At 66.5% G+C, this 25,683-nt stretch carries 28 protein-coding genes and 1 riboswitch; of the genes, 16 read left to right on the top strand and 12 right to left on the bottom strand.

Going from position 1 to position 25,683, the window contains the following annotated elements:
- Window positions 1-31 precede the first annotated feature (31 nt).
- Entirely contained in the window at window positions 32-1,237 is a 1,206-nt protein-coding gene (gene coaBC, locus ShzoTeo12_RS17430) for a bifunctional phosphopantothenoylcysteine decarboxylase/phosphopantothenate--cysteine ligase CoaBC (protein WP_318910685.1), read from the top strand.
- Here coaBC and ShzoTeo12_RS17425 read toward each other — a convergent pair.
- The gene (locus ShzoTeo12_RS17425) at window positions 1,230-2,051 is read right to left on the bottom strand and encodes a class II glutamine amidotransferase (RefSeq protein ID WP_119257395.1); all 822 of its coding nucleotides are present in this window, start codon (window positions 2,049-2,051) and stop codon (window positions 1,230-1,232) included. The two genes, coaBC and ShzoTeo12_RS17425, sit on opposite strands and share 8 nt — an antisense overlap.
- 262 nt (window positions 2,052-2,313) lie before the next feature.
- On the opposite strand from ShzoTeo12_RS17425, the gene ShzoTeo12_RS17420 reads away from it, so the two are divergent.
- From ShzoTeo12_RS17420 to ShzoTeo12_RS17405, 4 genes are all read left to right on the top strand, one after another.
- Window positions 2,314-3,225 (top strand): pirin family protein, encoded by a 912-nt coding sequence (locus ShzoTeo12_RS17420; protein ID WP_318910684.1) that lies wholly within the window; start codon window positions 2,314-2,316, stop codon window positions 3,223-3,225.
- A gap of 55 nt (window positions 3,226-3,280) precedes the next feature.
- Entirely contained in the window at window positions 3,281-3,685 is a 405-nt protein-coding gene (locus ShzoTeo12_RS17415; RefSeq protein ID WP_318910682.1) for a GFA family protein, read from the top strand.
- A 3-nt stretch (window positions 3,686-3,688) separates the two neighbouring features.
- Complete coding sequence (locus tag ShzoTeo12_RS17410; protein WP_318910681.1) at window positions 3,689-4,489, top strand: AraC family transcriptional regulator; 801 nt, start codon at window positions 3,689-3,691, stop codon at window positions 4,487-4,489.
- Window positions 4,490-4,562: 73 nt separating this feature from the next.
- Window positions 4,563-5,177 carry a LysE family translocator gene (locus ShzoTeo12_RS17405; protein WP_318910679.1) on the top strand — a complete coding sequence of 205 codons (615 nt, stop codon included), beginning with the start codon at window positions 4,563-4,565 and terminating at the stop codon, window positions 5,175-5,177.
- Window positions 5,178-5,180: 3 nt separating this feature from the next.
- Here the strand turns inward: ShzoTeo12_RS17405 and thiD are convergent, their stop codons facing one another.
- Window positions 5,181-5,984 (bottom strand): bifunctional hydroxymethylpyrimidine kinase/phosphomethylpyrimidine kinase, encoded by an 804-nt coding sequence (thiD, locus tag ShzoTeo12_RS17400; protein WP_318910678.1) that lies wholly within the window; start codon window positions 5,982-5,984, stop codon window positions 5,181-5,183.
- Between the two features lie 38 nt (window positions 5,985-6,022).
- A riboswitch (TPP riboswitch) is annotated at window positions 6,023-6,119 on the bottom strand.
- Between the two features lie 50 nt (window positions 6,120-6,169).
- Complete coding sequence (locus tag ShzoTeo12_RS17395; protein WP_318910677.1) at window positions 6,170-7,750, bottom strand: peptide chain release factor 3; 1,581 nt, start codon at window positions 7,748-7,750, stop codon at window positions 6,170-6,172.
- A 93-nt stretch (window positions 7,751-7,843) separates the two neighbouring features.
- Here ShzoTeo12_RS17395 and dut point away from each other — a divergent pair, with 93 nt between their 5' ends.
- The 4 genes from dut (at window position 7,844) to ShzoTeo12_RS17375 (ending at window position 10,753) form a co-directional block, all read left to right on the top strand.
- Window positions 7,844-8,317, top strand: coding sequence for a dUTP diphosphatase (gene dut, locus ShzoTeo12_RS17390; protein ID WP_318910676.1), 474 nt, complete (start codon window positions 7,844-7,846; stop codon window positions 8,315-8,317).
- A 4-nt stretch (window positions 8,318-8,321) separates the two neighbouring features.
- Entirely contained in the window at window positions 8,322-9,206 is an 885-nt protein-coding gene (locus ShzoTeo12_RS17385; protein ID WP_318910675.1) for a GNAT family N-acetyltransferase, read from the top strand.
- Between the two features lie 118 nt (window positions 9,207-9,324).
- Window positions 9,325-10,293, top strand: coding sequence for a cysteine synthase A (gene cysK / locus ShzoTeo12_RS17380; protein WP_318910674.1), 969 nt, complete (start codon window positions 9,325-9,327; stop codon window positions 10,291-10,293).
- Between the two features lie 64 nt (window positions 10,294-10,357).
- Complete coding sequence (locus ShzoTeo12_RS17375) at window positions 10,358-10,753, top strand: VOC family protein (protein WP_318910672.1); 396 nt, start codon at window positions 10,358-10,360, stop codon at window positions 10,751-10,753.
- 126 nt (window positions 10,754-10,879) lie between these two features.
- Here the strand turns inward: ShzoTeo12_RS17375 and ShzoTeo12_RS17370 are convergent, their stop codons facing one another.
- The 9 genes from ShzoTeo12_RS17370 to rsmI form a co-directional block, all read right to left on the bottom strand.
- On the bottom strand, window positions 10,880-12,412 hold the full coding sequence (locus ShzoTeo12_RS17370) for a YifB family Mg chelatase-like AAA ATPase (protein WP_318910670.1): 1,533 nt from the start codon (window positions 12,410-12,412) through the stop codon (window positions 10,880-10,882).
- Between the two features lie 257 nt (window positions 12,413-12,669).
- Window positions 12,670-13,614 carry a glutathione synthase gene (gshB, locus tag ShzoTeo12_RS17365; protein ID WP_318910668.1) on the bottom strand — a complete coding sequence of 315 codons (945 nt, stop codon included), beginning with the start codon at window positions 13,612-13,614 and terminating at the stop codon, window positions 12,670-12,672.
- A 61-nt stretch (window positions 13,615-13,675) separates the two neighbouring features.
- Window positions 13,676-14,668, bottom strand: coding sequence for an endonuclease/exonuclease/phosphatase family protein (locus tag ShzoTeo12_RS17360; protein WP_318910666.1), 993 nt, complete (start codon window positions 14,666-14,668; stop codon window positions 13,676-13,678).
- On the bottom strand, window positions 14,665-15,777 hold the full coding sequence (locus ShzoTeo12_RS17355) for a sn-glycerol-3-phosphate import ATP-binding protein UgpC (RefSeq protein ID WP_318910665.1): 1,113 nt from the start codon (window positions 15,775-15,777) through the stop codon (window positions 14,665-14,667). Before ShzoTeo12_RS17355 ends, ShzoTeo12_RS17360 begins: the two co-directional genes overlap by 4 nt.
- 13 nt (window positions 15,778-15,790) lie before the next feature.
- Entirely contained in the window at window positions 15,791-16,633 is an 843-nt protein-coding gene (ugpE, locus tag ShzoTeo12_RS17350) for a sn-glycerol-3-phosphate ABC transporter permease UgpE (protein WP_119257380.1), read from the bottom strand.
- 13 nt (window positions 16,634-16,646) lie between these two features.
- The gene (locus tag ShzoTeo12_RS17345; RefSeq protein WP_318910663.1) at window positions 16,647-17,528 is read right to left on the bottom strand and encodes an ABC transporter permease subunit; all 882 of its coding nucleotides are present in this window, start codon (window positions 17,526-17,528) and stop codon (window positions 16,647-16,649) included.
- 166 nt (window positions 17,529-17,694) lie between these two features.
- Complete coding sequence (locus tag ShzoTeo12_RS17340; RefSeq protein ID WP_318910661.1) at window positions 17,695-18,993, bottom strand: extracellular solute-binding protein; 1,299 nt, start codon at window positions 18,991-18,993, stop codon at window positions 17,695-17,697.
- 103 nt (window positions 18,994-19,096) lie between these two features.
- Window positions 19,097-19,465: a YraN family protein gene (locus ShzoTeo12_RS17335; protein ID WP_318910660.1), complete on the bottom strand. Its 369-nt coding sequence runs from the start codon at window positions 19,463-19,465 to the stop codon at window positions 19,097-19,099.
- Window positions 19,455-20,381: a 16S rRNA (cytidine(1402)-2'-O)-methyltransferase gene (gene rsmI, locus ShzoTeo12_RS17330; protein WP_318912471.1), complete on the bottom strand. Its 927-nt coding sequence runs from the start codon at window positions 20,379-20,381 to the stop codon at window positions 19,455-19,457. Before rsmI ends, ShzoTeo12_RS17335 begins: the two co-directional genes overlap by 11 nt.
- Before the next feature lie 232 nt (window positions 20,382-20,613).
- Here rsmI and dnaN point away from each other — a divergent pair, with 232 nt between their 5' ends.
- From dnaN to ShzoTeo12_RS17295, 7 genes are all read left to right on the top strand, one after another.
- A complete protein-coding gene (gene dnaN, locus ShzoTeo12_RS17325) occupies window positions 20,614-21,732 on the top strand; it encodes a DNA polymerase III subunit beta (protein ID WP_318910657.1) in 1,119 nt (372 codons plus the stop codon).
- A gap of 226 nt (window positions 21,733-21,958) precedes the next feature.
- A complete protein-coding gene (gene pmtA / locus ShzoTeo12_RS17320; protein ID WP_119257374.1) occupies window positions 21,959-22,561 on the top strand; it encodes a phospholipid N-methyltransferase PmtA in 603 nt (200 codons plus the stop codon).
- Window positions 22,562-22,570: 9 nt separating this feature from the next.
- Window positions 22,571-23,152, top strand: a complete 582-nt coding sequence (locus ShzoTeo12_RS17315; RefSeq protein ID WP_318910654.1) for a histidine phosphatase family protein — start codon at window positions 22,571-22,573, stop codon at window positions 23,150-23,152.
- A 2-nt stretch (window positions 23,153-23,154) separates the two neighbouring features.
- The gene (gene pyrF / locus ShzoTeo12_RS17310) at window positions 23,155-23,853 is read left to right on the top strand and encodes an orotidine-5'-phosphate decarboxylase (protein ID WP_162911419.1); all 699 of its coding nucleotides are present in this window, start codon (window positions 23,155-23,157) and stop codon (window positions 23,851-23,853) included.
- Between the two features lie 16 nt (window positions 23,854-23,869).
- The gene (locus ShzoTeo12_RS17305) at window positions 23,870-24,157 is read left to right on the top strand and encodes a DUF1330 domain-containing protein (RefSeq protein WP_119257371.1); all 288 of its coding nucleotides are present in this window, start codon (window positions 23,870-23,872) and stop codon (window positions 24,155-24,157) included.
- A gap of 119 nt (window positions 24,158-24,276) precedes the next feature.
- Window positions 24,277-25,257, top strand: a complete 981-nt coding sequence (locus ShzoTeo12_RS17300) for a complex I NDUFA9 subunit family protein (protein ID WP_318910651.1) — start codon at window positions 24,277-24,279, stop codon at window positions 25,255-25,257.
- 254 nt (window positions 25,258-25,511) lie between these two features.
- Window positions 25,512-25,661: a hypothetical protein gene (locus ShzoTeo12_RS17295; RefSeq protein ID WP_162911418.1), complete on the top strand. Its 150-nt coding sequence runs from the start codon at window positions 25,512-25,514 to the stop codon at window positions 25,659-25,661.
- Window positions 25,662-25,683: the final 22 nt, after the last annotated feature.

Genomic DNA, 25,683 nt, shown 5'->3' with positions numbered 1-25,683 from the left:
GGGCCTGCCATGCGCCTCACGAGGATCCGCCATGTCGCTTGCAGGAAAACGCATCCTCCTCGTCATCTCCGGCGGCATCGCCGCCTACAAGAGCCTCGACCTCATCCGGCGCCTGCGCGAACGCGGCGCGGAGGTGCGGCCGGTCATGACGGCGGGCGCGCGCGAATTCGTGACGCCGCTCGCCGTCGGCGCGCTCTCCTCGGGCCATGTCTATACCGATCTCTTCTCCCGCGAGGACGAGCAGGATGTCGGCCATATCCGCCTTGCGCGCAACTGCGACCTCATTATCGTCGCCCCCGCAACGGCGGACCTGATGGCCAAGATGGCGAACGGCCTTGCCGACGACCTCGCTTCGACCGTGCTGCTCGCCACCGACCGCCCCGTTCTCGTCGCGCCCGCGATGAACCCGAAGATGTGGTCGCATGCCGCCACGCGCCGCAATGTCGAGACGCTGCGCCGCGACGGCCTTGCCTTCATCGGCCCCAATGCCGGCGAGATGGCGGAGGGCGGCGAAGCGGGCCTCGGCCGCATGGCCGAGCCGCTGGAGATCGTCGCGGCTGCGGAAGACCTCCTCGACGGCGGCAGGAAGCCGCTCGCCGGCCGCAGGGCCGTCGTCACGTCAGGCCCGACCCACGAGCCGATCGATCCGGTGCGCTACATCGCCAACCGCTCCTCCGGCCGGCAGGGCCACGCCATCGCCGCCGCTCTTGCGAAGCTCGGCGCCGACGTGACGCTCGTTTCCGGCCCGGTGACGCTGCCCGATCCGCGCGGCGTGAAGGTGATCAGGGTCGATCGGGCGGAGGAGATGCTCGCAGCCGTTCTCGGCGCGCTGCCCGCCGATATCGCCGTCATGGTCGCCGCCGTCGCGGACTGGCGGGTGGCGACGGAGAATACCGAGAAGATTAAGAAAAAGCCCGGCGAAGGCCCGCCGCCGCTGATGCTGGCGGAGAACCCGGATATCCTGAAGACCGTCGGCCACCATGAAAAGCGTCCCAAGGTCGTCGTCGGCTTTGCCGCCGAGACGCAGGATGTCGAGAACAACGGCCGGGTGAAGCTCCAGAAGAAGGGCGCGGACCTCATCGTCGCCAACGACGTCTCGCCCGAGACCGGCATCATGGGTGGCACGCGCAACAGCGTGAAGCTGATCACTGCCGCCGGCATCGAGCAATGGCCCGACCTCTCGAAAGACGAGGTCGCCGGGCGCCTCGCCGGCTGGATCGCCGAACGGCTTAGCTGACGAGGGCGAGCCCCGCATCCATCGTGCTCGCCGGCCGGCCGGCGGGCGAGAAGATGCGCACGTCCACCCCGTTTTCCCCCAGCACGACGGCGCTGCCGTCGGGGATTTCCACCCAGGCTTCCGTGTCGTCGTTCAGCGGCTCGGAGACGAGGCAGTAGCCGCCCGTCTCGCCCATCGGCGCGGCATAGAGCGTGGGGGCCGCGTAGTCCGTCGCGTAACGCACGGCATAGAGCTGCCTGCCGTCGGAAAAGGCCGCCGTGAAGCGCACCAGCACCTTGCGCTCCAGATGCGCGGCAAGGCGCTCGACGAAGGCGATGGCCTCGGCCATGGCGCCGAGCGGATCGCGCTCCAGGCCGAATTGCAGCGCCAGCAGGAACAGCAGCTCCGAATCCGTCGAGCCGGTGCGGGCATTGTAGAGGTCGTTGTCCAGCATGGTCTCGAGCGGGCGGCGCAAATGCTCGAAATCGGCGATCTGGCCATTATGCATGAAGGACCAGATGCCGTGCACGAAGGGATGGCAGTTGTCGCGCCGCGTGCCGCCGCCGGTCGCGGCGCGCACATGGGCGAGGAAAAGCGGCGAGCGGACCTGCCGGGCGATGCTCCTGAGGTTGCAGTCCGACCAGGCAGGCAGGATATCGCGATAGCGGCCGGGCTCCGGGCGGTCGCCATACCAGGCGATGCCGAAGCCGTCGCCGTTGGTGGCCGTCTTGGCGCGGGTGGCGCAGTGGGATTGCTCGATCAGCGAATGGGCGGGCGAGGACACCAGTTCCTCGAGAAAAAGCGGCTCTCCGCGATAGGCTGCCCAACGGCACATGATGCTATTCCCGCTCTGAAAGGACCGGCGCGACCCGCTGACGGCCGCGACGCATTACCATGGCATAGGCCGGATTCTCGATGGAAATGGGTAATAATGCGTTAACGAAAGTAAATGGCATGTGCCATGCGTGCCATTACGAGACCGGCGGCCTACGGAAAAGCTGGTTTTGTGAACAATGCGTTTCGATCCGGCCCGATTTCGTGAACAATGGCCGAGGCGTATAAGGGTCCCAAGCAACCCAGTCGAAAGGACCTTTGCAATGTCCATACGCCCCGTAAAACATGAAAGCGTCGCCCGCCCCGCCATGGAAGGCGCCGGCGTCAAGCTGCACCGGGTCTTCGGTTTCGGCGATCCGTCGATGACGGATCCCTTCCTGATGATGGACGATTTCCGCAACGATGAACCCGAGGATTACATCCGCGGCTTCCCGTGGCATCCCCATCGCGGCATCGAGACCATCACCTATGTGCTGGCCGGCTCCGTCGAGCATGGCGACAGCCTCGGCAATCACGGCGTTATGGGCGCGGGAGACGTGCAGTGGATGACCGCCGGCAGCGGCATCCTGCATCAGGAAATGCCGCGTGGCGATTTCGCCGGCAGGATGCATGGTTTCCAGCTCTGGGCGAACCTGCCCTCGTCGCTGAAGATGACCGCGCCGCGCTACCAGGACATCAAGTCCGGCGACATTCCTGTCGTCGTCGACGATGACGGCACGGCGGCGCGCATCATCGCCGGCAGTTTCTGGGGCAAGACCGGCCCGGTCGACGGCATCGCCGCCGAGCCCGTCTATCTCGACATCTCCGTGCCGCCGGGCAAGACGAAGCGCCTGCCGGTCGATACCTACCGCTCGGCCTTCGCCTATATCTTCGCCGGCTCCGGTACGTTCCGCGACGCCTCGAAGCCCTTCGGCGTGAAGGTGGAGAAGGAATACCAGGGCGAGGAGCTGAACATCCGCGATCTCTCCGGCAACCGCACGCTGGTCGTCTTCGACACGGGCGACGAGGTGACGGTGCAGGCCGGCGAGAAGGGCATCCGCTTCCTGCTCGTCTCCGGCAAGCCGATCCAGGAGCCGGTCGCCTGGCACGGCCCCATCGTGATGAATACGCAGGAAGAGCTGCAGCAGGCGATGCGCGAGCTTCGCAACGGCACCTTCATCAAGCCGGCGCATTGACGCGCGGCCACAAGCCCCTATCCTTCCGCCGTATCCTGCGGCGGAAGGACGTGTCATGCGGATCGACGGGCAATGCCATTGCGGCTTCGTGACCTATGAGGCAGAGATCGACCCAGAAGCGGTCTCGATCTGCCATTGCACGGATTGCCAGAGGCTGACCGGCTCGCCCTATCGCGTCACCGCCATGGTGCCGGAAAGCGCCGTGCAGCTGACCGGCAACCCGCCCCGGCTCTATACCAAGACCGCCGAGAACGGCCGCCTGCGGCTGCAATATTTCTGTCCGCAATGCGGCTCGCCGCTCTTCACGACCGGCACCGGAGAGGACGCCGCGATCTGGGGCATTCGCTGGGGCAGCATCAACCAGCGCGCCAGCCTGACGCCGAAGCGGCAGATCTGGTGCGGCTCCGCCATGAACTGGTTCGGTGAGACGGCGGCGCTTCCCGGCGTGCCGAAGGATTGAGCCATGGCGGCCGGGCGCTTCCAGATCTTCAGGACGGGCATGGACGGCATCGAAGCCGTCTTCGCCGACAGCCGGCATACCTTCGCCCGCCACACCCACGACGCTTATGGCGTCGGCGTCATCGAGCGGGGCGCGCAGAGATCGGCGAGCGGGCGCGGCATGGTCGAGGCCGGGGCCGGAAACACGATCACCGTCAATCCCGGCGAGGTGCATGACGGGGCGCCGATCGGCGATGCGCCGCGCGTCTGGCGCATGCTCTACCTGCAGCCGGCCGTCGTCGCTGCCGCGGCACGGGATATCTTCGAGGGCGACCCGCGCGAGGAGTTCCATGCGCCGGTGCTGGAGGATGGGCGCATCGCCGGGCTCGTTTCGGCAACGCTTGCCGCGCTCATGGACCGCGACGCCGCGCGCCTTGCCTCGGAAGAGCGGCTTCTCCTGCTCCTTGCCGCGCTCCTGCGGGAAGAGGCGCCCCGCCGCGAAAGCCTTGCCTCGCCGGCCGTGAGCCGAGCGCGCGAACATCTCGACAGCGACCCGGCTTCGGCCGTGACCCTTGCAGCGCTTTCCGCCGAATGCGGGATCGGGCGTTTCCGGCTGGTGCGGGACTTCGCCAGCAGCACGGGCCTCACGCCCCATGCCTACCAGCTCCAGCGGCGCACCGAGCTTGCCCGCCGGCTGATCGCGGGCGGCACGCCGCTTGCCGAGGCCGCCATGGAAGCGGGCTTTGCCGATCAAAGCCACATGACGCGCAATTTCACGCGGCGCTACGGCTATACGCCGGGCGCCTGGCTCGCCGCGCGCACCTGATCCCGCAATTTCGTTCAAGACCCGGCCGGCCTTCCGGTGTTTCCTGCCGCTCCCAAGCCGCATGGAGCCCGTCATGACCACCGAATTCCTGATCACCTCACTCGTCGTCATCCTGCTTCCGGGCACGGGGGTGATCTATACGCTGGCGCTCGGCATCAGCGGCGGTTTTCGCCCCGGTCTGCTGGCCGCCTTCGGCTGCACGCTCGGCATCGTGCCGCATATCCTCGCCAGCGTCGTCGGCCTGGCCGCCGTGCTGCATGCGAGCGCGCTTGCCTTCGAGGTGCTGCGCTATATCGGCGTCGCCTACCTGCTCTTCATCGCCTGGAGCCTGCTGAAGGACAGCAACGCGCTCGATCTCGGGCCCGAGCAGGCGCCGGCGGAAAAGGCCATGCGCATCGTGCGCAAGGGCATCTTCACGAATATCTTCAATCCGAAGCTCTCGCTGTTCTTCCTCGCCTTCCTGCCGCAGTTCGTTCCCGCGAACGCACCTGACGCCACAGCGCAGATGCTCGTCCTCGGCGGCGTCTTCATGGCCCTGACCTTCCTCGTCTTCGCCATCTATGCGGGGCTGGCCGCGAGCCTTCGCCAGCAGGTGCTGAGCCGGCCAAGGTTCATGCTCTGGACGCAGCGCAGCTTCGCCGCCGCCCTTGGCGTGATGGGGCTGCGGCTGGCGCTGACGGATCGCTGACGATCAGGCCCAGAGCGCATGGAAATGATGGAGCGGGCCATGGCCGGAGCCGACCGCCAGCGCATCCGAACTGCGCACGGCGCCGGCGATGAAGCTCTTGGCCGCCGCCACGGCGTCAGGCAGCGGCCTGCCCTTGCCGAGTTCGGCGGCGATGGCGCTCGACAGCGAGCAGCCGGTGCCGTGGGTGTTGCGCGTCAGCACCCGCACGCCCTCGTACCAGCGCAGCCCGCCCGGCGTTGCCAGCACGTCCGGGCTCTCGCCGCCCGGCAAGTGCCCGCCCTTCAGCAGAACCGCCTTCGGGCCGAGCGCGAGCAGGCGCGTCGCCTGCCCTTCCATGGCGGCCCGGTCGGCGGCCTCGGGCTCTCCGAGCAGCGCTGCCGCCTCCGGCAGGTTCGGCGTCAGCACCGTCGCGAGCGGCAGCAGGCGGCGGGTCAGCGCCTCCACGGCCGCCTCGGCCAGCAAGGACGCTCCGCCCTTGGCGACCATGACCGGATCGAGCACGACGGGCGTGCCGCGATGTGGGAAAAGCGCATCCGCCACCGCCCCAGCGATCTCCGCCGAGGCGATCATGCCGATCTTCACGGCATCGACGCGCACATCGCCGAACACATCTGCAATCTGCGCCGCGACGAAGGCCGGCGGCACGAGATGCACGCCGGAGACGCCCTGCGTGTTCTGCGCCGTCAGCGCGGTCAGCGCGGCCATGCCGTAGGTGCCGCGGGCGGCGAAGGTCTTGAGGTCGGCCTGGATGCCGGCCCCGCCTGACGGGTCGGAGCCCGCGATCGAGAGAATGTTTGCGATGGCCATTTCGCCTCCTTGGGCGGAGGCGGTCTTCGGGCAACGGAATTGAGGCCCGTTCGACTCCCTCCGCCGGCATGATCCGGTTCAGGTTCAAAGGGTGCTTCTCAGCCCGCCTTCCGGCAGACGCCCCTGTCTCAAGCGGTTTTCGCAAATGTCGAGACACCTGTCACCCTGAAAGTGACAGGCATCGGTTACGCCTTGGTGACGTGATACTCCTTGATGGCGACCATCTTGATCGCCGGGTAGCGCTCCGCCTCGTAGCGCAGCGAGAAGGCGTCCTGCGCCAGGAACACCGGGTCGCCGTCGAGGTCGCGGGCGATATCGCCGCGGCGCTGGGTGACGAACTTGTCGAGCTCGGCCGCGCTGTCGGAGGAGATCCAGCGGCAGACGGAGAAGCGCGACATCTCGAAGGAGACCGGCAGGCCGTATTCCGCCGAAAGCCGCTCCTTCAGCACGTCGAGCTGCAGCGCGCCGACGACGCCGACGATGGCCGGCGAGCCGTCTTCCGGCGAGAAGAGCTGCACGACGCCCTCTTCCGCCATCTGCTGGAGCGCTTCCTTCAGCTTCTTGGCCTTCATCGCGTCTTCCAGCCGCACGCGCCGCAGGATTTCCGGCGCGAAGTTCGGCACGCCCTCGAAGACCAGCGCCTCGCCTTCCGTCAGCGTATCGCCGATGCGCAGCGTTCCGTGGTTGGGGATGCCCACCACGTCGCCGGCATAGGCCGTGTCGGCCAGCTGGCGCTGCGAGGCGAAGAAGAATTGCGGGGCCGAGAGGCCGATGGTCTTGCCCGTGCGGGCAAGGCGCACCTTCATGCCGCGCTCCAGCATGCCGGAGCAGACTCGGGCAAAGGCGATGCGGTCGCGGTGGTTGGGGTCCATATTGGCCTGGATCTTGAAGACGAAAGCCGTCATCCTGTCTTCCGCGGCATGGACCTTGCGCGTATCCGCCACCTGGTCGCGCGGCGGCGGCGCGAAGGCGCCGAGCGCGTTGATAAGATCACGCACACCGAAATTGCGCAGCGCCGAGCCGAAGAAGACCGGCGTCAGGTGCCCTTCGAGGAAGGCCTCGCGGTCGAACGGGCGGCAGGCCTCGCGGGCAAGCTCCATCTCCTCGATGAAGGCGTTCCGCTCGTTCTCCGGCAGGTGCTTTGCAACCTCGGCGGCATCGTCCATCCGCGTCGGCTGGACCTGCGTGTCCGAGCCGCGGAAGGTGCGGTCGGCGAGGTGATAGGAGCCGCAGAAGGTCTTCGAGCGGCCGACCGGCCAGGTGACCGGGGCGGTGTCGAGCGCCAGCTTTTCTTCGACTTCATCGAGGATTTCGAACGGATCGCGGCTCTCGCGGTCCATCTTGTTGACGAAGGTGATGATCGGGATGTCGCGCAGGCGGCAGACCTCGAAGAGCTTCAGCGTGCGCGGCTCGATGCCCTTGGCGGCGTCGATGACCATGACGGCCGCGTCCACCGCCGTCAGCGTGCGGTAGGTGTCGTCCGCGAAGTCCTCGTGGCCGGGCGTGTCGAGAATGTTGAAGACGTTGCCGTCATATTCGAAGGTCATGACCGAGGTCACGACCGAGATGCCGCGCTCGCGCTCGATCTTCATCCAGTCCGAGCGGGTCTGGATGCGGTCCTTCTTCGCCTTCACCTCGCCGGCGAGCTGGATGGCGCCGCCGAAGAGGAGGAGTTTTTCGGTGAGGGTGGTTTTACCGGCGTCCGGGTGCGCGATGATCGCGAAGGTGCGGCGGCGGGAGACCGCCTCGGCAAGGGTTTCGGCCATTTTCTGCAATATCCTGTGAGTTGCCGGGGTCTTTACAGGCTCCGCCGAAAAAGCGCAATTGACGAGGCGCGCCGCGCGCCGGCTTATGGGCGCATGAACGCGCACGCCCCCTCCCAGCCCCTGCTCTCCCTCGTCCGCCTGCCGCATGGCGAAGGGATCGAGCTTCCCGCCTACGAGACCTCAGGCGCCGCCGGCATGGACCTTCGCGCCGCCGTCGCGACCGACGCACCGCTCACGCTGGAGCCCGGCAAGCGCGCGCTGGTGCCGACCGGCTTCGTCTTCGAAATCCCGCACGGCTTCGAAGCGCAGATCCGCCCGCGCTCCGGCCTTGCCTTCAAGAACGGCATCACCTGCCTCAACACGCCCGGCACCATCGACAGCGATTATCGCGGCGAGGTGAAGGTACTGCTCGTCAATCTCGGCGAGGAGACCTTCGTCATCGAGCGCGGCATGCGCATGGCGCAGATGGTGATCGCCCCCGTGACGCAGGTCGCGGTGCGCGAGGCGACGGAAGCGAGCGAAACCACGCGCGGCGCGGGCGGCTTCGGCTCGACCGGCGTTCGCTGAGGCGATGCCCGTCCGCAAGGACCTTTCCTTCCGCTCCGGCTATTTCGGCGATCCCGCGGCATCGCGCGCCTTAGCAGGCCTGCTGCAGGACGTCTTCGGGATCGACGTGACGATCATGGACCGGCTCGGCGGATCGGACCCGACCGGCATTCCCTTCTCGTGGTTCGATGCGGATGGCGCCTGCATCGCCAATATCAGCGCCTTCTCGCTGCCGCTCGTCATCGATGGCGTTTCCCTGCGCGCGGCCGGCCTGCAATCCGGCGCGGTGCGGCCGGGCCATCGCGGCATGGGCCTCTACCGCGATGTCATGGAGGCGGCGCTTGCCCATTGCGATGCGGAAGGATTTGCGGCCGTCGCCCTCCTGACCGATACCCCCGCGCTCTACGGCCGCTACGGTTTCGAGCCGCTGGCGCAGCACCGCTTCGCCGGTGCGGCGCCTATGGGCGGAACGGCGGGCCCGGTGCGGCGGCTGGACCTTGGAAGCGCCGCGGATATCGCGCTGCTGCGCCGGCTGCTCGATGGCCGCCAGCCCGTTTCGGATTGCTTCGCGCCGGTGCGGCAGACCGGGATGTTCCTCTTCAACGCCGCCCTGATGCCCGACGTCAGGCTCGACCTGATCGGCGAGGACGCCGTCGTCGCGTGGCGGATGGCCGGGGACGGGGCTTTCGAGTTGCTGGATGTCGCCGGCACGCGCATTCCCCGCCTTGCCGATATCCTCGCCAGCGTACAGGCCGCTGCGGCGCAGGTCGTCGTCCATTTCCCGCCCGACAGGCTGGAATGGCAGGGCGAGGCCCTTGCCGATACGGGCGAGATGGTCCTGATGCTCCGCATGGCGAAGACCCTGCGGCCGGGAGGACCCTTCGCCCTTTCGCCGATGGCGGAATTCTGAGGCCGCACGCAAACGGCGAAGGAATATTCCGCTTTCGCCCGCCTGCGGCGAAATCCGGACTCGTCTAAGGCCGCGTTCCCTCCTACATTCTCCCGCAAAGAGAACAGAGGAGCACCCGATGACCGAACCCCGCAAGCCCGGCCGCGGCCGTATCTATGCCTCCATCACCGAGACGATCGGCGATACGCCGATCGTGCGGCTCGACAAGTTCGCGAAGGAAAAGGGCGTCGTCGCCACCCTTCTCGCCAAGCTCGAGTTCTTCAACCCCATCGCCTCCGTCAAGGACCGCATCGGCGTGGCGATGATCGAGGCGCTGGAAGCGGCGGGCAAGATCACGCCCGGCACGTCGACGCTGGTGGAGCCGACATCGGGCAATACCGGCATCGCGCTCGCCTTCGCCGCCGCCGCCAAGGGGTACCGCCTGATCCTCACCATGCCGGAGACCATGTCGGTCGAGCGGCGTAAGATGCTGGCCCTGCTCGGCGCCGAACTGGTGCTGACGGAAGGCCCGAAGGGCATGAAGGGCGCCATCGCCATGGCGGAGGAGCTGGCGAGCACCATTCCGGGCGCCGTCATCCCCCAGCAGTTCGAGAACCCGGCCAATCCGGAAATCCACCGCAGGACGACGGCGGAGGAGATCTGGAACGACACCGACGGCGCGGTCGACATTCTCGTTTCCGGCATCGGTACCGGCGGCACGATCACCGGCGCCGGGCAGGTGCTGAAAGCGAGGAAGCCGGGCTTCAAGGTCATCGCCGTGGAGCCGACCGACAGCCCGGTGCTCTCCGGCGGCAATCCCGGCCCCCACAAGATCCAGGGCATCGGCGCGGGCTTCGCCCCGGCGGTGCTCGACACGGCGATCTACGACGAGGTGGTGACCGTCACCAATGACGAGGCCTTCGAGAACGCCCGCCTCGTCGCGCGGCTCGAGGGCGTGCCGGTCGGCATCTCCTCCGGCGCAGCGCTGGCGGCGGCCGCCAAGGTGGGCAGCCGGCCGGAAAATGCCGGCAAGACCATCGTCGTCATTATCCCCTCCTTCGCCGAGCGCTACCTTTCGACTGCGCTCTTCGAAGGCCTCGGCGGCTGAACCGGACAGCCCGTCGTGCGGTAATCCTGCGCGACGGGCCTCGCCAACCGAACCGGCACGGCCCATGCTCCACCATCTCTCCCTCGGCGTGCGCGACGTCGAACGCGCGGCAACCTTCTACGACGCGGCGCTGGCGCCGCTCGGCTATGAGCGCGTCTGGTCGGACATCCGGCCCGGCGAACCGGATCAGGCCATCGGCTACGGCCTGCCCGGCGGCGGCGACAAGCTCGCTCTCAAGCAGTACGACGCCGCCGCCGCGCCGGGCCCCGGTTTTCACGTTGCCTTCGACGCGCCGGACCGGCAGGCCGTCAAAGCCTTCCACAAGGCCGCGCTTGCAGCCGGCGGAACCGACAATGGCCCGCCCGGGCTCCGCCGCCATTACGGCCCGACCTATTATGCCGCCTTCGTCATCGACCCCGACGGGCACCACCTCGAGGCCGTCTTCAAGGGGCCGGCCTGAGACAGAACCGGCACCGGCACGCTAATCACTTCAGACACGGTGCCGGCCGATATCGGCCCCGTGCCCGCCACCCCACCGTATGGCACCGGCGCGCACAAATCTCCGGCGTCTGCCGCTGGCCGGCATTCACGCCGGCGCCGTCAACCGTTCGCCGGCCATGCGGTAGGAAATCGCTTCCGCCAGATGGATGCGGCCGACAATAGAGGCCTCGTCGAGATCGGCCAGCGTGCGCGCGACCTTGAGGACGCGGTGGTAGCCGCGCGCGGAGAACCGCATCTTCTCCGCGGCGTCCCGCAAGAGCTGGAGGCCGCCGGGATCGGGCTCAGCCATCTTCTCGACGAGCGCCGTAGAGGCGCGGGCATTGCTCGTCACCCCGGCCATGCCGAGGCGGGCGAAGCGATCGATCTGCAGGGCGCGAGCCCTTGCGACCCGTGCGGCGACGGTTTCGCTGGTCTCGGCGGCCATGGGGCGGATGAGGTCCGTCGCCGAGACCGCCGGCACGTCGATGCGGATGTCGATACGGTCGAGCAGCGGGCCGGAGACGCGGGCCTGGTAGTCGCTCACGCAGCGCGGGCCGCGGGCGCAGGTGCGGCCCGGCTCGCCCGCCATGCCGCAGCGGCAGGGATTCATCGCCGCGACGAGCTGCACGGCCGCCGGATAGCTGACGCGGTGATTGGCGCGGGCGATGATGCATTCGCCCGTTTCGAGCGGCTGGCGCAGGGCGTCGAGCGCCTGCGGGGAGAATTCCGGCAGCTCGTCGAGAAAGAGGACGCCGTTATGGGCGAGCGAGACCTCGCCGGGCCTTGCCCGCGGCCCGCCGCCGACGAGGGCGGCCATGGTGGCCGAATGATGCGGCGTGCGAAAGGGCCGGCGATCCGACAGCCGGCCGCCGGAAAGCTGGCCGGCGATGGAATGGATCATCGAGACTTCGAGCAGCTCCGCCGGCGAGAGCGGCGGCAGGATGGCGGCAAGGCGCGCGGCGAGCATCGACTTGCCCGAGCCGGGCGGGCCGACCATCAGGAGATTGTGGTTGCCGGCGGCGGCCACTTCCAGCGCGCGCTTGGCGCTTTCCTGGCCGCGGATATCGGCAAGGTCCGGCAGGCCCGCGGCGGCGGCGCGGATCGCCGGTGCCGGCCGCGCGAGAACCTGCGTGCCCTTGAAATGATTGGTGAGCGCGATGAGGCTGCGCGGCGCGAGAATGTCGAGCCCGCCGCCGGCCCAGGCGGCTTCCGCACCGTTCTCCGCCGGGCAGATGAGGCCCTTGCCGAGCGCATTGGCGCCCATCGCGGCGGGAAGCGCGCCGGTGACGGAGGCGATCGTGCCGTCGAGATTCAGTTCGCCGATGACGATGTAATCCTCCAGCGCATCGCCGGGCACGGCGCCGAGCGCCATCATGAGGCCTAGCGCGATGGCAAGGTCGTAATGGCTACCTTCCTTGGGAAGATCGGCCGGGGCGAGATTGACGGTGACACGCTTCGGCGGCAGGGAAAGACCGGACGCGTGCAGCGCGGCATGGACCCGCTCGCGGCTTTCGGCGACGGCCTTGTCCGGCAGGCCGACGATCTGCATGCCCACCTTGCCGGGCGCGACCATGACCTGGACGTCCACCGGAACGCCCTCGATGCCCTGAAACGCAATCGTACCGACCCGCGCCACCATGCCTGCCCCCGCCTGCCGTGCAGCGCCGCGCGCCGCTCATGCGCAAGGGACGCCGCAACACCTTTTTGCCGAAAACCGCTCCCGCAACCGCCTCTGGGTTGCAGCCGCAAATCTGGCATGAAAGACGGAATGAAACAAGAACAATTATAGAACCGAAGCGGGAATTTTCCGCCCATCGGTTGTGGGCGGTTGCATTTGCGGAACGAAGCCGGGACCGTTCGCGAACGAACGGTCCCGGTGCGCCCTGCCGTGGCGGCTCAGCGCTTCTTTTCGATTGCATCCCAGAGGAGAGCAGCGATGTCGGCACCGCCGAATTTCTTCACTTCGCGGATGCCGGTGGGCGAGGTGACGTTGATCTCGGTCATGTAGTCGCCGATGACGTCGATGCCGACGAAGATGAAGCCGCGCTCGCGCAGGGCCGGGCCGATGCGGGCGCAGATTTCCTTTTCGCGCGCCGTCAGTTCCGTCGCTTCCGCGCGGCCGCCGACATGCATGTTGGAGCGGGCGTCATGCTCGGCGGGCACGCGGTTGATCGCGCCGACCGGCTCGCCGTCGATGAGGATGATGCGCTTGTCGCCCTTGCGCACGTCCGGCAGGTACTGCTGGGCGATGAAGGGCTCGCGGAACATCTGGCCGAACATTTCGAGCAGCGAGGAGAGGTTGCGGTCGTCCTTGGTGGAATGGAAGACGCCGGCACCGCCATTGCCGTAGAGCGGCTTGAGGATCATGTCGCCCATCTCGTCGCGGAAGCGGCGGATTTCGACCGGGTCACGCGTGATGAGGGTCGCCGGCATCAGGTCGGCGAATTCGGTGACGAAGATCTTCTCCGGCGAATTGCGCACCCAGGCCGGGTCGTTGACGACGAGGGTCTTCGGGTGGATGCGCTCCAGAAGATGCGTGGAGGTGATGTAGGACATGTCGAAGGGCGGGTCCTGGCGCAGCAGCACCACGTCCATCGTCGACAGATCGATGCGCTCGGCGTCGCCCAGCGTATAGTGGTCGCCCTTCACGTCGCGCAGTTCCATCGGCTCGACGGTGGCATAGACCTTGCCGTCGCGCAGGCTCAGCCGGTCGGGCGTGTAGTGGAAGAGCTTGTAGCCGCGGCTCTGCGCCTCGATGCTCATGGCGAAGGTGGAGTCGCCGGCGATGTTGATGGTCGACACATGGTCCATCTGGACCGCGACGTTCTTGATCTTTGCCATGAAAGGTCCCCTGAGAATTGCCCGACACATTTAGGATGCGGCAGGCGCTATGGCAACGGGCTCAGGCAAGGCCATCGATGCGGCAGGTGATCATGTCGTGGTCCGAGAGCGGCTTGCCGGTGGGCGAGAGCGAGGAGACGATCTCTACCCCGGAGACGGCAAGGCCGCGCGAGAGGAACCAGTCGAGCTTCATCGCCCGGTCGGGCCAGCGGGTAATGAGGCTGGGGCGCGTGGTCATGACGTCGAGCGGGCCACCGTGGCGGGTGAAGCCGCGCTCGGCCGCGCGGGCGAAAAGGCCCTCCGCCTCGAAATCGCCGCCCGTGTGGTTGCCGGTGTTGAGATCGCCGCCGATGAGAACGGGGCGGCCGGGGAAAGCGGTGTCGAGCGCATCGATGATGCCGACCACCTGGCGCTCGCGGTAGGCGGCGGTGGTGGCGCTTTCGAGATGCGTGGAGACGAGCACCAGCGGGCCGGCCTCCGTGTTGATCGTGCCGCCAACGGCGATGCGCTCGCCAAGGCGCGGCTGGTCGACCTCACCGGTAAACCACAGGCGTTCGCCCTCTAGCCGCAGAAGGAAGGGCTCGTGCAACGGCACGGTGGAAAGCAGCGCATTGCCATGTAGGCCGCGACGATTGAAATCGTCCTTGCAGAATTCGCGCTCGGTGTCGGAGCCGAGGCCGAGTTCGATGAATTCGACGCCGTAGAGATAGGCCATGCCCAGCTCCTCGGCGACATCTGCCGTGGTATGGGCCTGCCGCGTGCGGGCCATGCCGTCGTCCATTTCGGAGAGCAGCACGATTTCGGCACCGGTCGCGCCCAGGTGCTCGGCGCTTTGCAGCGGGAAGAGGCAGCGCTCCAGGTTCCAGGCGGCGACGGTGAAGGGAAACGGCAGCGGCTCGGCGCGCTCGGCGTGGCCACCCGCTTCCACCGCGTTCATGGAGGGCAGTTCCGCCATGCGGGCGTCATGGGCGGCGATGGTTCTTTCAAGGGTGGCGATGCCGGCGCGGTCTTCCGCGCTCGGGGCTACGAGCCTGTCGGTGGTGGTGCGGATCATGATGCGGCGACCTCCAGACCGGAAACGCCGGCGGCCTGCCCCTGTTCCGCGATCGTCCAGTCGATGCGCCGGCCGCTCGCCGTGTCGAAGAAATGCAGGCGGGAGGGCGCGATGGAGAGCGAGGCGGTTTCGGGCAGCGGGATTTCCGACGAGATGGCCGCGACCATCGACTGGTCGCCGACGAAGCCGTGCACGAGGCGCTGGGAGCCCAGTTCCTCGACATAGTCGATGCGGAAGGGCATGGCGCCGTCCGATCCCGCATGGAGGCGCAGGTCCTCGGCGCGCAGGCCGACGGTGAGCGCGCCCTGCGCCGGCACGGCCGCGCCCAGATCGAGGAGAGCGGGGCCGAGCGCCAGCTTGCTGCCGTGCAGTTCGCCGCCGACGAGGTTCATGGCCGGCGAGCCGATGAAGCTGGCGACAAAGGTGGTGGCCGGGCGGTGATAGACATCCAGTGGCGCGCCGATCTGCTCGATCCGGCCGCCCGAGAGCACGACGAGGCGGTCGGCGAGCGTCATGGCTTCGAGCTGGTCATGCGTGACATAGATCGAGGTGGTGCCGACGCGGCGCTGCAGACGCTTGATCTCGCCGCGCATGGAGACGCGCAGCTTGGCGTCTAGGTTCGACAACGGCTCGTCGAAAAGGAAGGCGGAGGGCTTGCGCACGATGGCGCGGCCCATGGCAACACGCTGGCGCTGGCCGCCCGAGAGGGCGCGGGGCTTGCGCTCCAGATAGGGCTGGAGCTCCAGCATGCGGGCGGCCTCCGCCACGCGGGCGTCGATCTCGCTCTTCGGCGTGCGGCGGTTCTTCAGGCCGTAGGCGAGGTTCTCGTAAACCGTCATATGCGGATAGAGCGCGTAGTTCTGGAAGACCATGGCGATGTCGCGGTCGGCCGGATCGACATCGTTGACCACACGGCCGCCGATGGTGACTTCACCCTCGCTGATCGTCTCCAGTCCCGCGACCATGCGCAGGAGCGTCGACTTTCCGCAGCCCGACGGGCCGACAAGCACGATGAACTCGCCGTCGGCGATGTCTATGCTGACGGAACTGACCGCGGTCACGCCGCCATTGTAGATCTTGGATACGTCCTTGATGCCGATGGATGCCATGGGACGGAACTCCTTACTTGTCGCTTTCGGTAAGACCCTTGATGAACCACCGCTGGAAGATCAGCACGATCATGACCGGCGGCAGCATGGCGAGGATCGCCAGCGCAAAGGCTTCGTTGTAATCGGGAATGTTGGAGCCGACCCAGACGAGCAGGATCTGCTTGATGCCGCGCACCAGCGTGAAGAAGCGCTCGTCCGTGGTCATCAGCGTCGGCCAGAGATACTGGTTCCAGCCATAGACGAACATGATGATGAAGATGGCGGCGATCATGGTGCGCGAGAGCGGCACCAGCACGTCGATGAAGAACTTGAACGGCCCCGCCCCGTCGATGCGCGCGGCCTCCAGCAGCTCCTCCGGCACGGATTTGAAGAATTGGCGGAAGAAGAAGGTGCCGGTGGCGGACGCCAGCAGCGGCACGATGAGGCCGGTATAGGTGTTGGTGAGCGAGAGCTTGTTCATCACCTCGTAGGAGGGGACGATGCGCACTTCGAGCGGCAGCAGCAGCGTCGTGAAGATCATCCAGAAGAACAGCGTGCCGAGCCTGAAGCGGAAATAGACGATGGCATAGGCGGCGAGCATGGAAAGGACGATCTTGCCGGCGGCGAAGCCCACGCCGAGGATCAGCGAGTTCCAGATCATGCGCGCGCCGGTGATCTCGCCGGTAAAGCCGCCCTTGCGGGTCAGCACGGTATTGTAGGTCTCGGCGAAATTGCCGCCCCAGGTGAGCGACAGGCCGTTACGGTGGATGTCGGCGGCATCGTGGGTGGAGGTCATGAAGGCGACCACGACGGGCGCCACCATGACGAAGACGCCGAGCATGAGGACGAGATGATCGAAAAGGCGGATGCGGTTCATCGCGGGCGTCCTCTCAATTGTAGTGCACGCGCCGCTCGATGAAGCGGAACTGGAAGACGGTGAGCACGAAGACGACGATCATCAGGATGACGGACTGGGCCGAGGAGCCGCCGAGGTCGTTGCCGCGGAAACCGTCCATATAGACCTTGTAGACCAGCGTGATCGGGTTGTTGGCGGCCTTATCCTTCACCATCACGTCGATGATGCCGAACGTGTCGAAGAGCGCGTAGGTCATGTTGATGATGAGCAGGAAGAAGGCGGTGGGTGCGAGCAGCGGCAGCGTCATCGTCCAGAAGCGGCGGAAGCCGGAACGGCAATCGATGGTGGCCGCTTCCCGCACGGAGGCGGGGATGTTCTGCAGGCCCGAAAGGATGAAGATGAAATTATAGGGGATCTGCTTCCAGACCGAGACGATGATCATCGCAATCGCGGTGTCGTTGTAGTTGAGGCCGACCTTCATGTCCCAGCCGAAGAGGGCGGCGAACTTCACCAGCGGGCCGATATGCTGGTCGAAGAACATCATGCCCATGAGGCCGGCGACCGGCGGGGCGATGGCATAGACCCAGATCAGCAGCGTCTTGTAGGCGGAGCTGCCCTTCAGCACCGCATCCGCCTTGACGGCGAGCAGCATGCCGATCCCGAGCGACAGGAACGTCACCAGCGCCGTGAAGACGACCGTGAAGCGGGCGATCGACTGGTACTGTACGGAGCCGAGCGCGTCCGAATAGTTGGAGAGGCCGACGAAGGTGGAGCCGAAGCCGAAGGGGTCCTCGAGGTAGAAGGACGACTGGATCGCCTGGATCGAGGGCCAGTAGAAGAAGACGAAGATGATCGCCATCTGCGGCGCAAGGAAGAGATAGGGCAGAAAGGGCGAGGAGAACTGGACGCGCTTCATGGCGTGGCCTTTGAAAGAACGGGAGAAGCGGGCGATTGCCCCTCACCCCAACCCACTCCCCGCCAACGGGGAGTGGGAGAGGCAATGTTGCGGCTTGTCCCTTCTCCCCGCCTGCGGGGAGAAAGTGGCCGGCAGGCCGGATGAGAGCCTGCCGGACGCGGACCTATCAGCCGGCGGTCTTGGCGAAGCGGGCGAGCAGATCGTTCGCTTCGGTCTCGATCGTCTTCAGGGCGTCCTCGACCGAGGTTTCGCCGGCGAAGATGCGGCCGTATTCGCGCTCCATGATCTCGCGGATCTGCGGGTAGAAGCCGAGGCGGTAGCCCTTCGACCATTCGCCCGAGGGCAGCATGAGCTGCTGGATGCCGACTTCGGCGACCGGCTTCTCCTTGTAGTAGCCTTCGGACTTCGCCAGCTCGTAGGCCGCCTTGGTGATGGCGACGTAGCCGGTGGCCTCATGGTAGAACTTCTGCACTTCCGGCGAGGTCAGGAACTGGAAGAAGTCGGCCGTGCACTTGTTCTCGGCTTCCGGCTTGCCGGACATGGCAAAGAGGGCCGCACCGCCGATGAAGGTGTTGGTGCCGGCGCCCTTCACGCTCTGCCAATAGGGCAGGAAGGTCGCGGTGAACGGCTTCTGCGCGGTCTTCTGGAGGCCGCCGAACGAACCCGAGGAGCCGATCCAGAAGGCGGCCTTGCCGTCTTCGAAGAGCTTCTGGTTGTCGTTCCAGCCGGCGCCGTAGTAGCCGAAGTAGCCTTCGTCAGCCCAGGCCTTGAGCTTGGTGAACATCATGACGAGGTTCGGGTCCGTCATGTTGATCTTGGTATCGGCGACCGAGTCGTAGCCGTTGTTGTTCGTCGCGAACTGGATGTTGTGGCGCGAGAAGAAGTTTTCCGTGAACTGCCAGGTGAGCTGCGACTGGACGAGCGGCAGGTAGCCGGCTTCCTTCAGCTTCGGGGCGATCGCCTCGAACTCTTCCCAGGTCTTCGGCGCTTCGACGCCGACCTTTTCGAGCGCTTCGGTGTTCACATACATGATCGGCGCCGAGGAGTTGAACGGCATGCCGACGAACTTGCCGTCAGGGGCGGCGTAGAAGTAGCGCACGCCCTCGATGAAGGCTTCGCGGTCGAACTTGTAGCCGGCCTGGGTGATCAGGTCCTCGGCCGGGATGACGGCGCCCGGAGCATTGATGATCGTTGCCGCGCCGGCGTCGAAGACCTGCAGGATGTTCGGCTGTTCGCCCGAACGGAAGGCGGCGATGCCGGAAGCGAGCGCTTCCTCGTAGGTGCCCTTGGAAACCGGCGTGATGGCGCAGGCCGACTGGGCGTCGTTGAACTTCTTGGCGACTTCGTTGATGACCTCGCCGTTGCGGCCGGCCATGCCGTGCCACCAGGTGATGTTGGTGGCGGCCATCGACGTCGTGGCGGAAATTGCGAGTGCGAAACCTGCGAGGGAAAGCGGCTTGAACATGAGTTGCTCCTCTTCACCGGACTTGGTGTGAGGGGTGCACTAAGGGCGGCCGATGACAGACGCGTTACGCTTTCATGTCAGTTTCGTTACATTTTCTTTTCAATCAAAACGCATCCGGAAGGTGTTTCGGAAGCCGCCAGGGCAGGACCGCAACGATATCATATCGTAAGGACAAGCGATGGGCGTCCGGCTGGCGGGAAAGCCAGATCTCGCTTGCCGCGCGGATGCGTTGCTGCGCGGTTCCGGTGACGGCGAAAACGGCGCTGTCGACATCGCGGCGGGCTTTCACCTCGACGCAGATGACGAGATCGCCGCGCCGGGCGACAATGTCGATCTCGCCCAGTTTCGTGCGGTAGCGGATGGCGCGGATGCGATAGCCCTTACAAAGAAGATAGAGCGCGGCGAGATATTCGGAGACGTGCCCCCGGCGGAAGGCTTTCAGCCGGTTCGGGTCCGCCGTCCTATTGCCCATCGGCGTCCTTAAGGTCGAGAAGGCGCTGATAGAGGTCCTTGCGCGGCAGGCCGGTCTGGCGCGCCGCCTCGGTCGCCGCCTTGCCGGTCGACATGTCCTTCGCGAGCATCGTCAGCAACCGGTCGACATCCTCCGCTTCAGGCGCGGCCGCCTCGCCCGGCGGGCCGATGACGAAGACGATCTCACCCTTCACGGAAGCGCCGTCCCCATAATGGGCGGCGAGTTCGCCCAGCGTGCCGCGGCGGAATTCCTCGAAGGTTTTCGTGAGTTCCCGGCAGACGCAGGCCGCGCGCGCCTCGCCCAGCACATCGGCGGCGGCGGCGACCGTCGCGGCGATGCGGTGGGGCGATTCAAAGAAGAGGAGCGTTGCGGGAACAGTCGCCAGTTCCGCGAGACGGTCGCGGCGCGCCTTGTCTTTGGACGGCAGAAAGCCGGCAAAGAAGAAGGCGTCGTTCGGCAGGCCCGAGCCGACGAGGGCTGCGAGCGGGGCGGATGCGCCGGGGATCGGCACGACGCGGTGACCGGCCGCGATGGCAAGCAGCGCGAGGCGATAACCGGGATCGGAGACGAGCGGCGTTCCCGCATCGGAGACGAGGGCGACGGATTTTCCGGCTTCGAGCGCGGCGATGAGGCGGGGGCCTGCCTCGTCCGCATTGTACTCGTGATAGGCATAGGGCCGGTTGACGATACCGTAGCGGTCGAGCAGCACGCGGGTGACGCGCGTGTCCTCGCAGGCGAGCACATCCGCGCCGGCCAGTGTTTCCAGCGCGCGCAGCGTGATGTCGGAGAGATTGCCGATGGGCGTTGCGACGAGATAGAGCGCCGGCTCCAGCGGCCGGGCGGGGATCATGGCATTGTGGAGGCGGAAGCTTTTCGCGCCATCCCCTGCCCCGCTTGCCACGCCTTCATCCCGCATCGTCAGTCCCTTTCCGGCCACGAATGGCCGCACTTTTCCCTCCTTATGGGCGAGCGCGGATGCCCCCGCAAGGTCCGGCGGTTGACTATCGTGTGTGCTGCACCGTTAGCACTTGCAATCGGGCCGGAACTTCTGCCATTTTGCCCGTCCACATCTTCCGGCGCCTGCCGGACCTTCAAGGCAATGCCGCGCCGGGTTCCGGCGGGCTAGCGGTCGAAAGCGGTACAGTTCCATGCGCATTACTCTCGAGCGGTCCAATCTTCTGAAGTCGCTGAACCACGTCCATCGCGTGGTCGAACGGCGCAACACGATCCCGATCCTCTCGAACGTGCTGCTGCGGGCCGACGGCGCCAGCCTCGACATGAAGGCGACCGACCTCGACCTCGAGATCACCGAGGCGACGCCGGCGCAGGTGGAACAGGCCGGTGCGACGACCGTTCCCGCCCACCTTCTCTACGACATCGTGCGAAAACTCTCCGACGGTTCGGAAGTGCTCTTGGCGACGAGCGCTGACGGCGCGTCGATGACGGTCGCTTCGGGCCGCTCGAAGTTCTCGCTGCAGTGCCTGCCGCAGTCCGACTTCCCTGACCTTACTGCCGGCAGCTTCTCGCACACGTTCCGCCTCAAGGCGACGGACCTCAAGATGCTGATCGATCGCACCCAGTTCGCGATCTCGACAGAGGAAACCCGTTACTACCTCAACGGCATCTTCATCCACACGATCGAGAGCAAGGGCGACCTGAAGCTGCGCGCCGTCGCCACCGACGGCCATCGCCTGGCCCGCGCCGACGTGGACGCCCCATCGGGCTCCGAGGGCATGCCGGGCATCATCATTCCGCGCAAGACGGTCGGTGAACTCCAGAAGCTGGTCGATAACCCCGACCTCACCGTGACCGTGGAAGTGTCGGACGCCAAGATCCGCTTCACCATCGGCTCCATCGTGCTGACTTCCAAGCTGATCGACGGCACCTTCCCGGATTACCAGCGCGTGATCCCGACCAACAACGACAAGGAACTGAAGATCGACTGCCAGTCCTTCGCGCAGGCCGTCGACCGCGTTTCCACCATTTCCTCCGAGCGCGGCCGCGCCGTGAAGCTGGCGCTGACCGAAGGCCAGCTGACGCTCACCGTCAACAACCCGGATTCGGGCAGCGCGACGGAAGAGCTGGCGGTCGGCTACGAGAACGACCCGCTGGAGATCGGCTTCAACGCGAAATACCTGCTCGACATCACCGCGCAGCTTTCCGGCACGGAAGCCGTCTTCATGCTGGCCGATCCGGGTTCGCCGACGCTGGTGCGCGACCTTGCCGGCGACGACGCGCTCTACGTGCTCATGCCGATGCGCGTGTAGTCCGGCCGTCGCGGCATCGGGAAACCGTTCGAGGAACCCGCCGGTCGCCCGGCGGGTTCTTTTTTGCAAAAGGCAATACCGCCATCTTCGAGAAACTTGCCGGTGGCGGCGCAATCAGACTTGTTTTTGACGCAAACCGCGTCACATATTCGGCGGGGCCGAACCATGCGGACGGGATGAAACCTGCCGCCGGCCTCGGAAATGCTACCATGAAGGGGGAGACGACATGACGTTGCGCGTGAAGGTGAAGGAACGGCTCGGCAGGAAATTCGACGACGAGATCCGCTTCTTCAAGGGCTGGGTGAGCAACACCAAGGCGGTCGGCGCCATCATCCCGACATCCTCCGTCACCGCGCGCCGCATGGCGAGCGTCGTCAACCCGGCCTCGGGCCTGCCCGTCCTCGAGCTCGGTCCCGGCACCGGCGTCATCACCAAGGCGATCCTGCAGGCCGGTATCACGCCGGACAAGCTGACCTCGGTGGAATTCTCGACGGATTTCTACAATCACCTCGTCGAGCGCTTTCACGGCGTCAACTTCATCAACGGCGACGCCTTCGATCTCGACAGGACGCTTGGCGAGCTGCGCGACGCCACCTTCGACAGCGTCATCTCCGCCGTGCCGCTGCTGAATTTCCCCATGCACCGGCGCGTCGCGCTGATCGAGGACCTGCTCGCCCGCATCCCGGCCGGCCGGCCGGTGGTGCAGATCTCCTATGGCCCGCTCTCCCCCGTCGTCGCCATGCCGGATCGCTACCAGATCACCCATCTCGACTTCGTCGTGCGCAACATCCCGCCGGCGCAGCTCTGGACCTACCGCCGCACGCACTGAGCGGCGGCGATGTTCGCGCTCTACATCACCCATCCGCAGGTCGCCATCGACCCGGCCGTGCCGGTGCCCGACTGGGGCCTGTCAGGACGTGGCCGGGAGCGCGCCGCTCTGGCCGCAGCGTCCGACTGGGCGGGGCGGATCGGTCGCTTCGTCGCGAGCACGGAGCGCAAGGCCGTCGAGACGGCGGACATCCTCGCCGCCGGCCGCGTGCCCGTCGAGACGGACCACGCCATGGGCGAGAACGACCGCTCCGCCACCGGCTTCCTGCCGCCGGACGCCTTCGAAGAGGCCGCGAACTGGTTCTTCGCCCACCCGCAGGAAAGCTTTCACGGCTGGGAGCGGGCCGTGGATGCGCAGGCCCGTATCGTCGCGGCCGTCGAGCGGGTGCTTGCGGCGCATGACCCCACGGTTCCCATCGCCTTCGTCGGCCATGGTGGCGTCGGCACGCTACTGAAATGCCGCCTCAACGGCACGCCCATCCGTCGCGACAGAGACCAGCCGGCGGGCGGCGGTAATCTTTTCGCTTTCCGGCTTGCGGACCGCAGCGTCACATGCGACTGGACGGCAATGGAATCTTGGAAAGGGTTTTGACCATGTCCGCGCGCGACCGCCTGATCGTTGGCCTCGATGTACCGACCATCGCGGAGGCGGAAAAGGTGGTCCGGACGCTCGGCAGCACCGCCCTCTTCTACAAGATCGGCTACCAGCTCGTCTTTGCCGGCGGGCTGGAATTCGCCCGCGACCTTGCCAAGGACGGCAAGAAGGTCTTCCTCGACATGAAGCTGCTCGACATCGACAACACGGTGGCCAAGGGCGTCGAGAACATCGTGAAGATGGGCATGTCCATGCTGACGCTGCACGCCTATCCGAAGGCGATGGCCGCCGCCGTTTCCGCCGCGAAGGGCTCGGACCTCTGCCTGCTCGGCGTCACGGTGCTGACCTCCATGGACGCCAAGGACGTCATCGATGCCGGCTATGAATACGATCCGCACACGCTGGTGCTGCGCCGCGCCGAACAGGCGCGCATCGCCGGCATGGGCGGCGTCGTCTGCTCGGCCGAAGAGGCGAGCGCCGTGCGCAAGGTCGTCGGTTCCGACATGGCCATCGTCACCCCCGGCATCCGCCCCGCCGGCGCGGAGCTTGGCGACCAGAAGCGCGTGATGACGCCCGCCGATGCGCTGAAGGCCGGCTCCAGCCATCTCGTCGTCGCCCGCCCCATCGTCAAGGCCGCCGATCCGCTTGCGGCCACAAAGGCGATCCTCGCCGAGATGGATGGCGCGCTTACAGCATAACAAGAGGGAGACAGACATGCCCAAGGGTTACTGGATTGCACAGGTCGATGTGCGCGATCCCGAGCGCTACAAGGACTACGTGGCCGCCGCCAAGCCGGCCTTCGAGAAATACGGGGCGAACTTCATCGCCCGCGGCGGCGCCTTCGCGCAGCTTGAGGGCCGCGTGCGCGCCCGCAACGTGATCATCGAGTTCCCCTCGCTGCAGGCCGCCGTCGACTGTTACAACTCACCGGAATACCAGATCGCCGCCGCGATCCGCCAGGAAGTGGCGGATGCGGAGATGGTGGTCGTCGAAGGCCTCTGACCCCCCGGCCGCAAGCCCTTGCAAATCCGGCATGAGAGACGCTTCGCCGCGCTTCACCTTGCCGGTTGTTTGGGCTATGTAGGCCCTACCTACCTATCCTAGTCTCCAGGAGCAGCCTCATGACCTTGTCCAACCTTCCGCCGCTCGTCACCGTCTTCGGCGGCTCGGGCTTCGTCGGGCGTCATGTGGTGCGCGCGCTGGCGCGCCGCGGCTACCGCATCCGCGTCGCCGTGCGCCGCCCGGACCTCGCCGGCTTCCTGCAGCCGATCGGCGGCGTCGGCCAGATCTCCTTCGTCCAGGCGAACCTGCGCTACCGCCAGTCCGTCGATCGCGCCGTCGAAGGCTCCGACCATGTCGTCAACTGCGTCGGCGTGCTCTTCGAGACCGGCCGCAACACTTTCGATGCCGTTCAGGATTTCGGCGCCCGCGCGGTGGCGGAAGCGGCCCGTGCCGTCGGCGCGAAGCTCACCCACATCTCCGCCATCGGCGCGGACGAGAACTCCCCCTCCTCCTATGCCCGCACCAAGGCGCGCGGCGAGGCGGCGGTCATGCGCACGGTGCCGGACGCCGTGATCCTGCGCCCGTCCATCGTCTTCGGCCCGGAAGACGGCTTCTTCAACAAATTCGCCGAGATGTCACGCTTCGCGCCGGCCCTGCCGCTCATCGGCGGCGGGCACACGAAGTTCCAGCCGGTCTATGTGAACGACGTCGCCGAAGCGGTGGCCCGCTCGGTGGACGGCACGATCGGGCGCGGCCGCGTCTATGAGCTCGGCGGCCCGGAAGTGCTGACTTTCCGCCAGTGTCTCGAAACGATGCTGCGCATCGTCGACCGCAAGCGCCCGCTCGTCGCGCTGCCCTTCGGCATCGCGTCGCTGATCGGCTCCATCGCCTCGCTGATCCCCTTCGTCAAGCCGCCGCTGACCTCCGACCAGGTCAAGCTGCTGCGCGCCGACAACATGGTGTCCGAGGCTGCCCGCAAGGAAGGCCGCACGCTGGAAGGCCTCGGCATCGAGCCGGTCCTCGCAGAGGCGATCCTGCCGAGCTATCTCGTGCGCTACCGCCCGCAGGGCCAGTTCACCAAGATCGACCGCACGGCCTGATCGCCCCTTTTGGAAATGCAGAACCGGCCGCCGCGGGAGGCTTTCCGCGGCGGCCGGTCCGTTTTTTTTCAAAGCGCTTCGGCCTGCTGTTGCACTTATGCAGCGGTTCAAAAAAGCGTTGCGGCATTTACGCCCGATTCAGCATGTCGCGATATTGATTGTAACGGGACCTGCGAATAAACACCGCCCCCGCCGCGTCATGCAAAAGAGACGGACACGGCGCATTTCAGCACTTCAAGAGGCTTCCGGCGCAAATGGGCAAGGCAATTGCAATCTTCTTCGGATTTTCGGCTCTGATCATCGTGGCCGGGTCCTTTGCCGCGCCCACGACGGTCTCCGCCAGCAAGCACGGCTGCTCGCCGGCCTATGGCGTCGATCCCTGCACGACCGCTTCGGTCAAGTAAGCCCCGGCCAGCCCGTCGGGCC

The organism is Shinella zoogloeoides, assembly GCF_033705735.1.
GTDB classification, from domain to species: Bacteria; Pseudomonadota; Alphaproteobacteria; order Rhizobiales; family Rhizobiaceae; genus Shinella; species Shinella zoogloeoides_A.
Note: the sequence above shows the minus strand (reverse complement) of the source record. Positions and strands in the feature narration are given on the sequence as shown.

Coding starts and splice junctions, on each gene's coding strand:
- coaBC (WP_318910685.1), top strand. CDS start 32: ATGTCGCTTGCAGGAAAACGCATCCTCCTCGTCATCTCCGGCGGCATC.
- ShzoTeo12_RS17425 (WP_119257395.1), bottom strand. CDS start 2,051: ATGTGCCGTTGGGCAGCCTATCGCGGAGAGCCGCTTTTTCTCGAGGAA.
- ShzoTeo12_RS17420 (WP_318910684.1), top strand. CDS start 2,314: ATGTCCATACGCCCCGTAAAACATGAAAGCGTCGCCCGCCCCGCCATG.
- ShzoTeo12_RS17415 (WP_318910682.1), top strand. CDS start 3,281: ATGCGGATCGACGGGCAATGCCATTGCGGCTTCGTGACCTATGAGGCA.
- ShzoTeo12_RS17410 (WP_318910681.1), top strand. CDS start 3,689: ATGGCGGCCGGGCGCTTCCAGATCTTCAGGACGGGCATGGACGGCATC.
- ShzoTeo12_RS17405 (WP_318910679.1), top strand. CDS start 4,563: ATGACCACCGAATTCCTGATCACCTCACTCGTCGTCATCCTGCTTCCG.
- thiD (WP_318910678.1), bottom strand. CDS start 5,984: ATGGCCATCGCAAACATTCTCTCGATCGCGGGCTCCGACCCGTCAGGC.
- ShzoTeo12_RS17395 (WP_318910677.1), bottom strand. CDS start 7,750: ATGGCCGAAACCCTTGCCGAGGCGGTCTCCCGCCGCCGCACCTTCGCG.
- dut (WP_318910676.1), top strand. CDS start 7,844: ATGAACGCGCACGCCCCCTCCCAGCCCCTGCTCTCCCTCGTCCGCCTG.
- ShzoTeo12_RS17385 (WP_318910675.1), top strand. CDS start 8,322: ATGCCCGTCCGCAAGGACCTTTCCTTCCGCTCCGGCTATTTCGGCGAT.
- cysK (WP_318910674.1), top strand. CDS start 9,325: ATGACCGAACCCCGCAAGCCCGGCCGCGGCCGTATCTATGCCTCCATC.
- ShzoTeo12_RS17375 (WP_318910672.1), top strand. CDS start 10,358: ATGCTCCACCATCTCTCCCTCGGCGTGCGCGACGTCGAACGCGCGGCA.
- ShzoTeo12_RS17370 (WP_318910670.1), bottom strand. CDS start 12,412: ATGGTGGCGCGGGTCGGTACGATTGCGTTTCAGGGCATCGAGGGCGTT.
- gshB (WP_318910668.1), bottom strand. CDS start 13,614: ATGGCAAAGATCAAGAACGTCGCGGTCCAGATGGACCATGTGTCGACC.
- ShzoTeo12_RS17360 (WP_318910666.1), bottom strand. CDS start 14,668: ATGATCCGCACCACCACCGACAGGCTCGTAGCCCCGAGCGCGGAAGAC.
- ShzoTeo12_RS17355 (WP_318910665.1), bottom strand. CDS start 15,777: ATGGCATCCATCGGCATCAAGGACGTATCCAAGATCTACAATGGCGGC.
- ugpE (WP_119257380.1), bottom strand. CDS start 16,633: ATGAACCGCATCCGCCTTTTCGATCATCTCGTCCTCATGCTCGGCGTC.
- ShzoTeo12_RS17345 (WP_318910663.1), bottom strand. CDS start 17,528: ATGAAGCGCGTCCAGTTCTCCTCGCCCTTTCTGCCCTATCTCTTCCTT.
- ShzoTeo12_RS17340 (WP_318910661.1), bottom strand. CDS start 18,993: ATGTTCAAGCCGCTTTCCCTCGCAGGTTTCGCACTCGCAATTTCCGCC.
- ShzoTeo12_RS17335 (WP_318910660.1), bottom strand. CDS start 19,465: ATGGGCAATAGGACGGCGGACCCGAACCGGCTGAAAGCCTTCCGCCGG.
- rsmI (WP_318912471.1), bottom strand. CDS start 20,381: ATGCGGGATGAAGGCGTGGCAAGCGGGGCAGGGGATGGCGCGAAAAGC.
- dnaN (WP_318910657.1), top strand. CDS start 20,614: ATGCGCATTACTCTCGAGCGGTCCAATCTTCTGAAGTCGCTGAACCAC.
- pmtA (WP_119257374.1), top strand. CDS start 21,959: ATGACGTTGCGCGTGAAGGTGAAGGAACGGCTCGGCAGGAAATTCGAC.
- ShzoTeo12_RS17315 (WP_318910654.1), top strand. CDS start 22,571: ATGTTCGCGCTCTACATCACCCATCCGCAGGTCGCCATCGACCCGGCC.
- pyrF (WP_162911419.1), top strand. CDS start 23,155: ATGTCCGCGCGCGACCGCCTGATCGTTGGCCTCGATGTACCGACCATC.
- ShzoTeo12_RS17305 (WP_119257371.1), top strand. CDS start 23,870: ATGCCCAAGGGTTACTGGATTGCACAGGTCGATGTGCGCGATCCCGAG.
- ShzoTeo12_RS17300 (WP_318910651.1), top strand. CDS start 24,277: ATGACCTTGTCCAACCTTCCGCCGCTCGTCACCGTCTTCGGCGGCTCG.
- ShzoTeo12_RS17295 (WP_162911418.1), top strand. CDS start 25,512: ATGGGCAAGGCAATTGCAATCTTCTTCGGATTTTCGGCTCTGATCATC.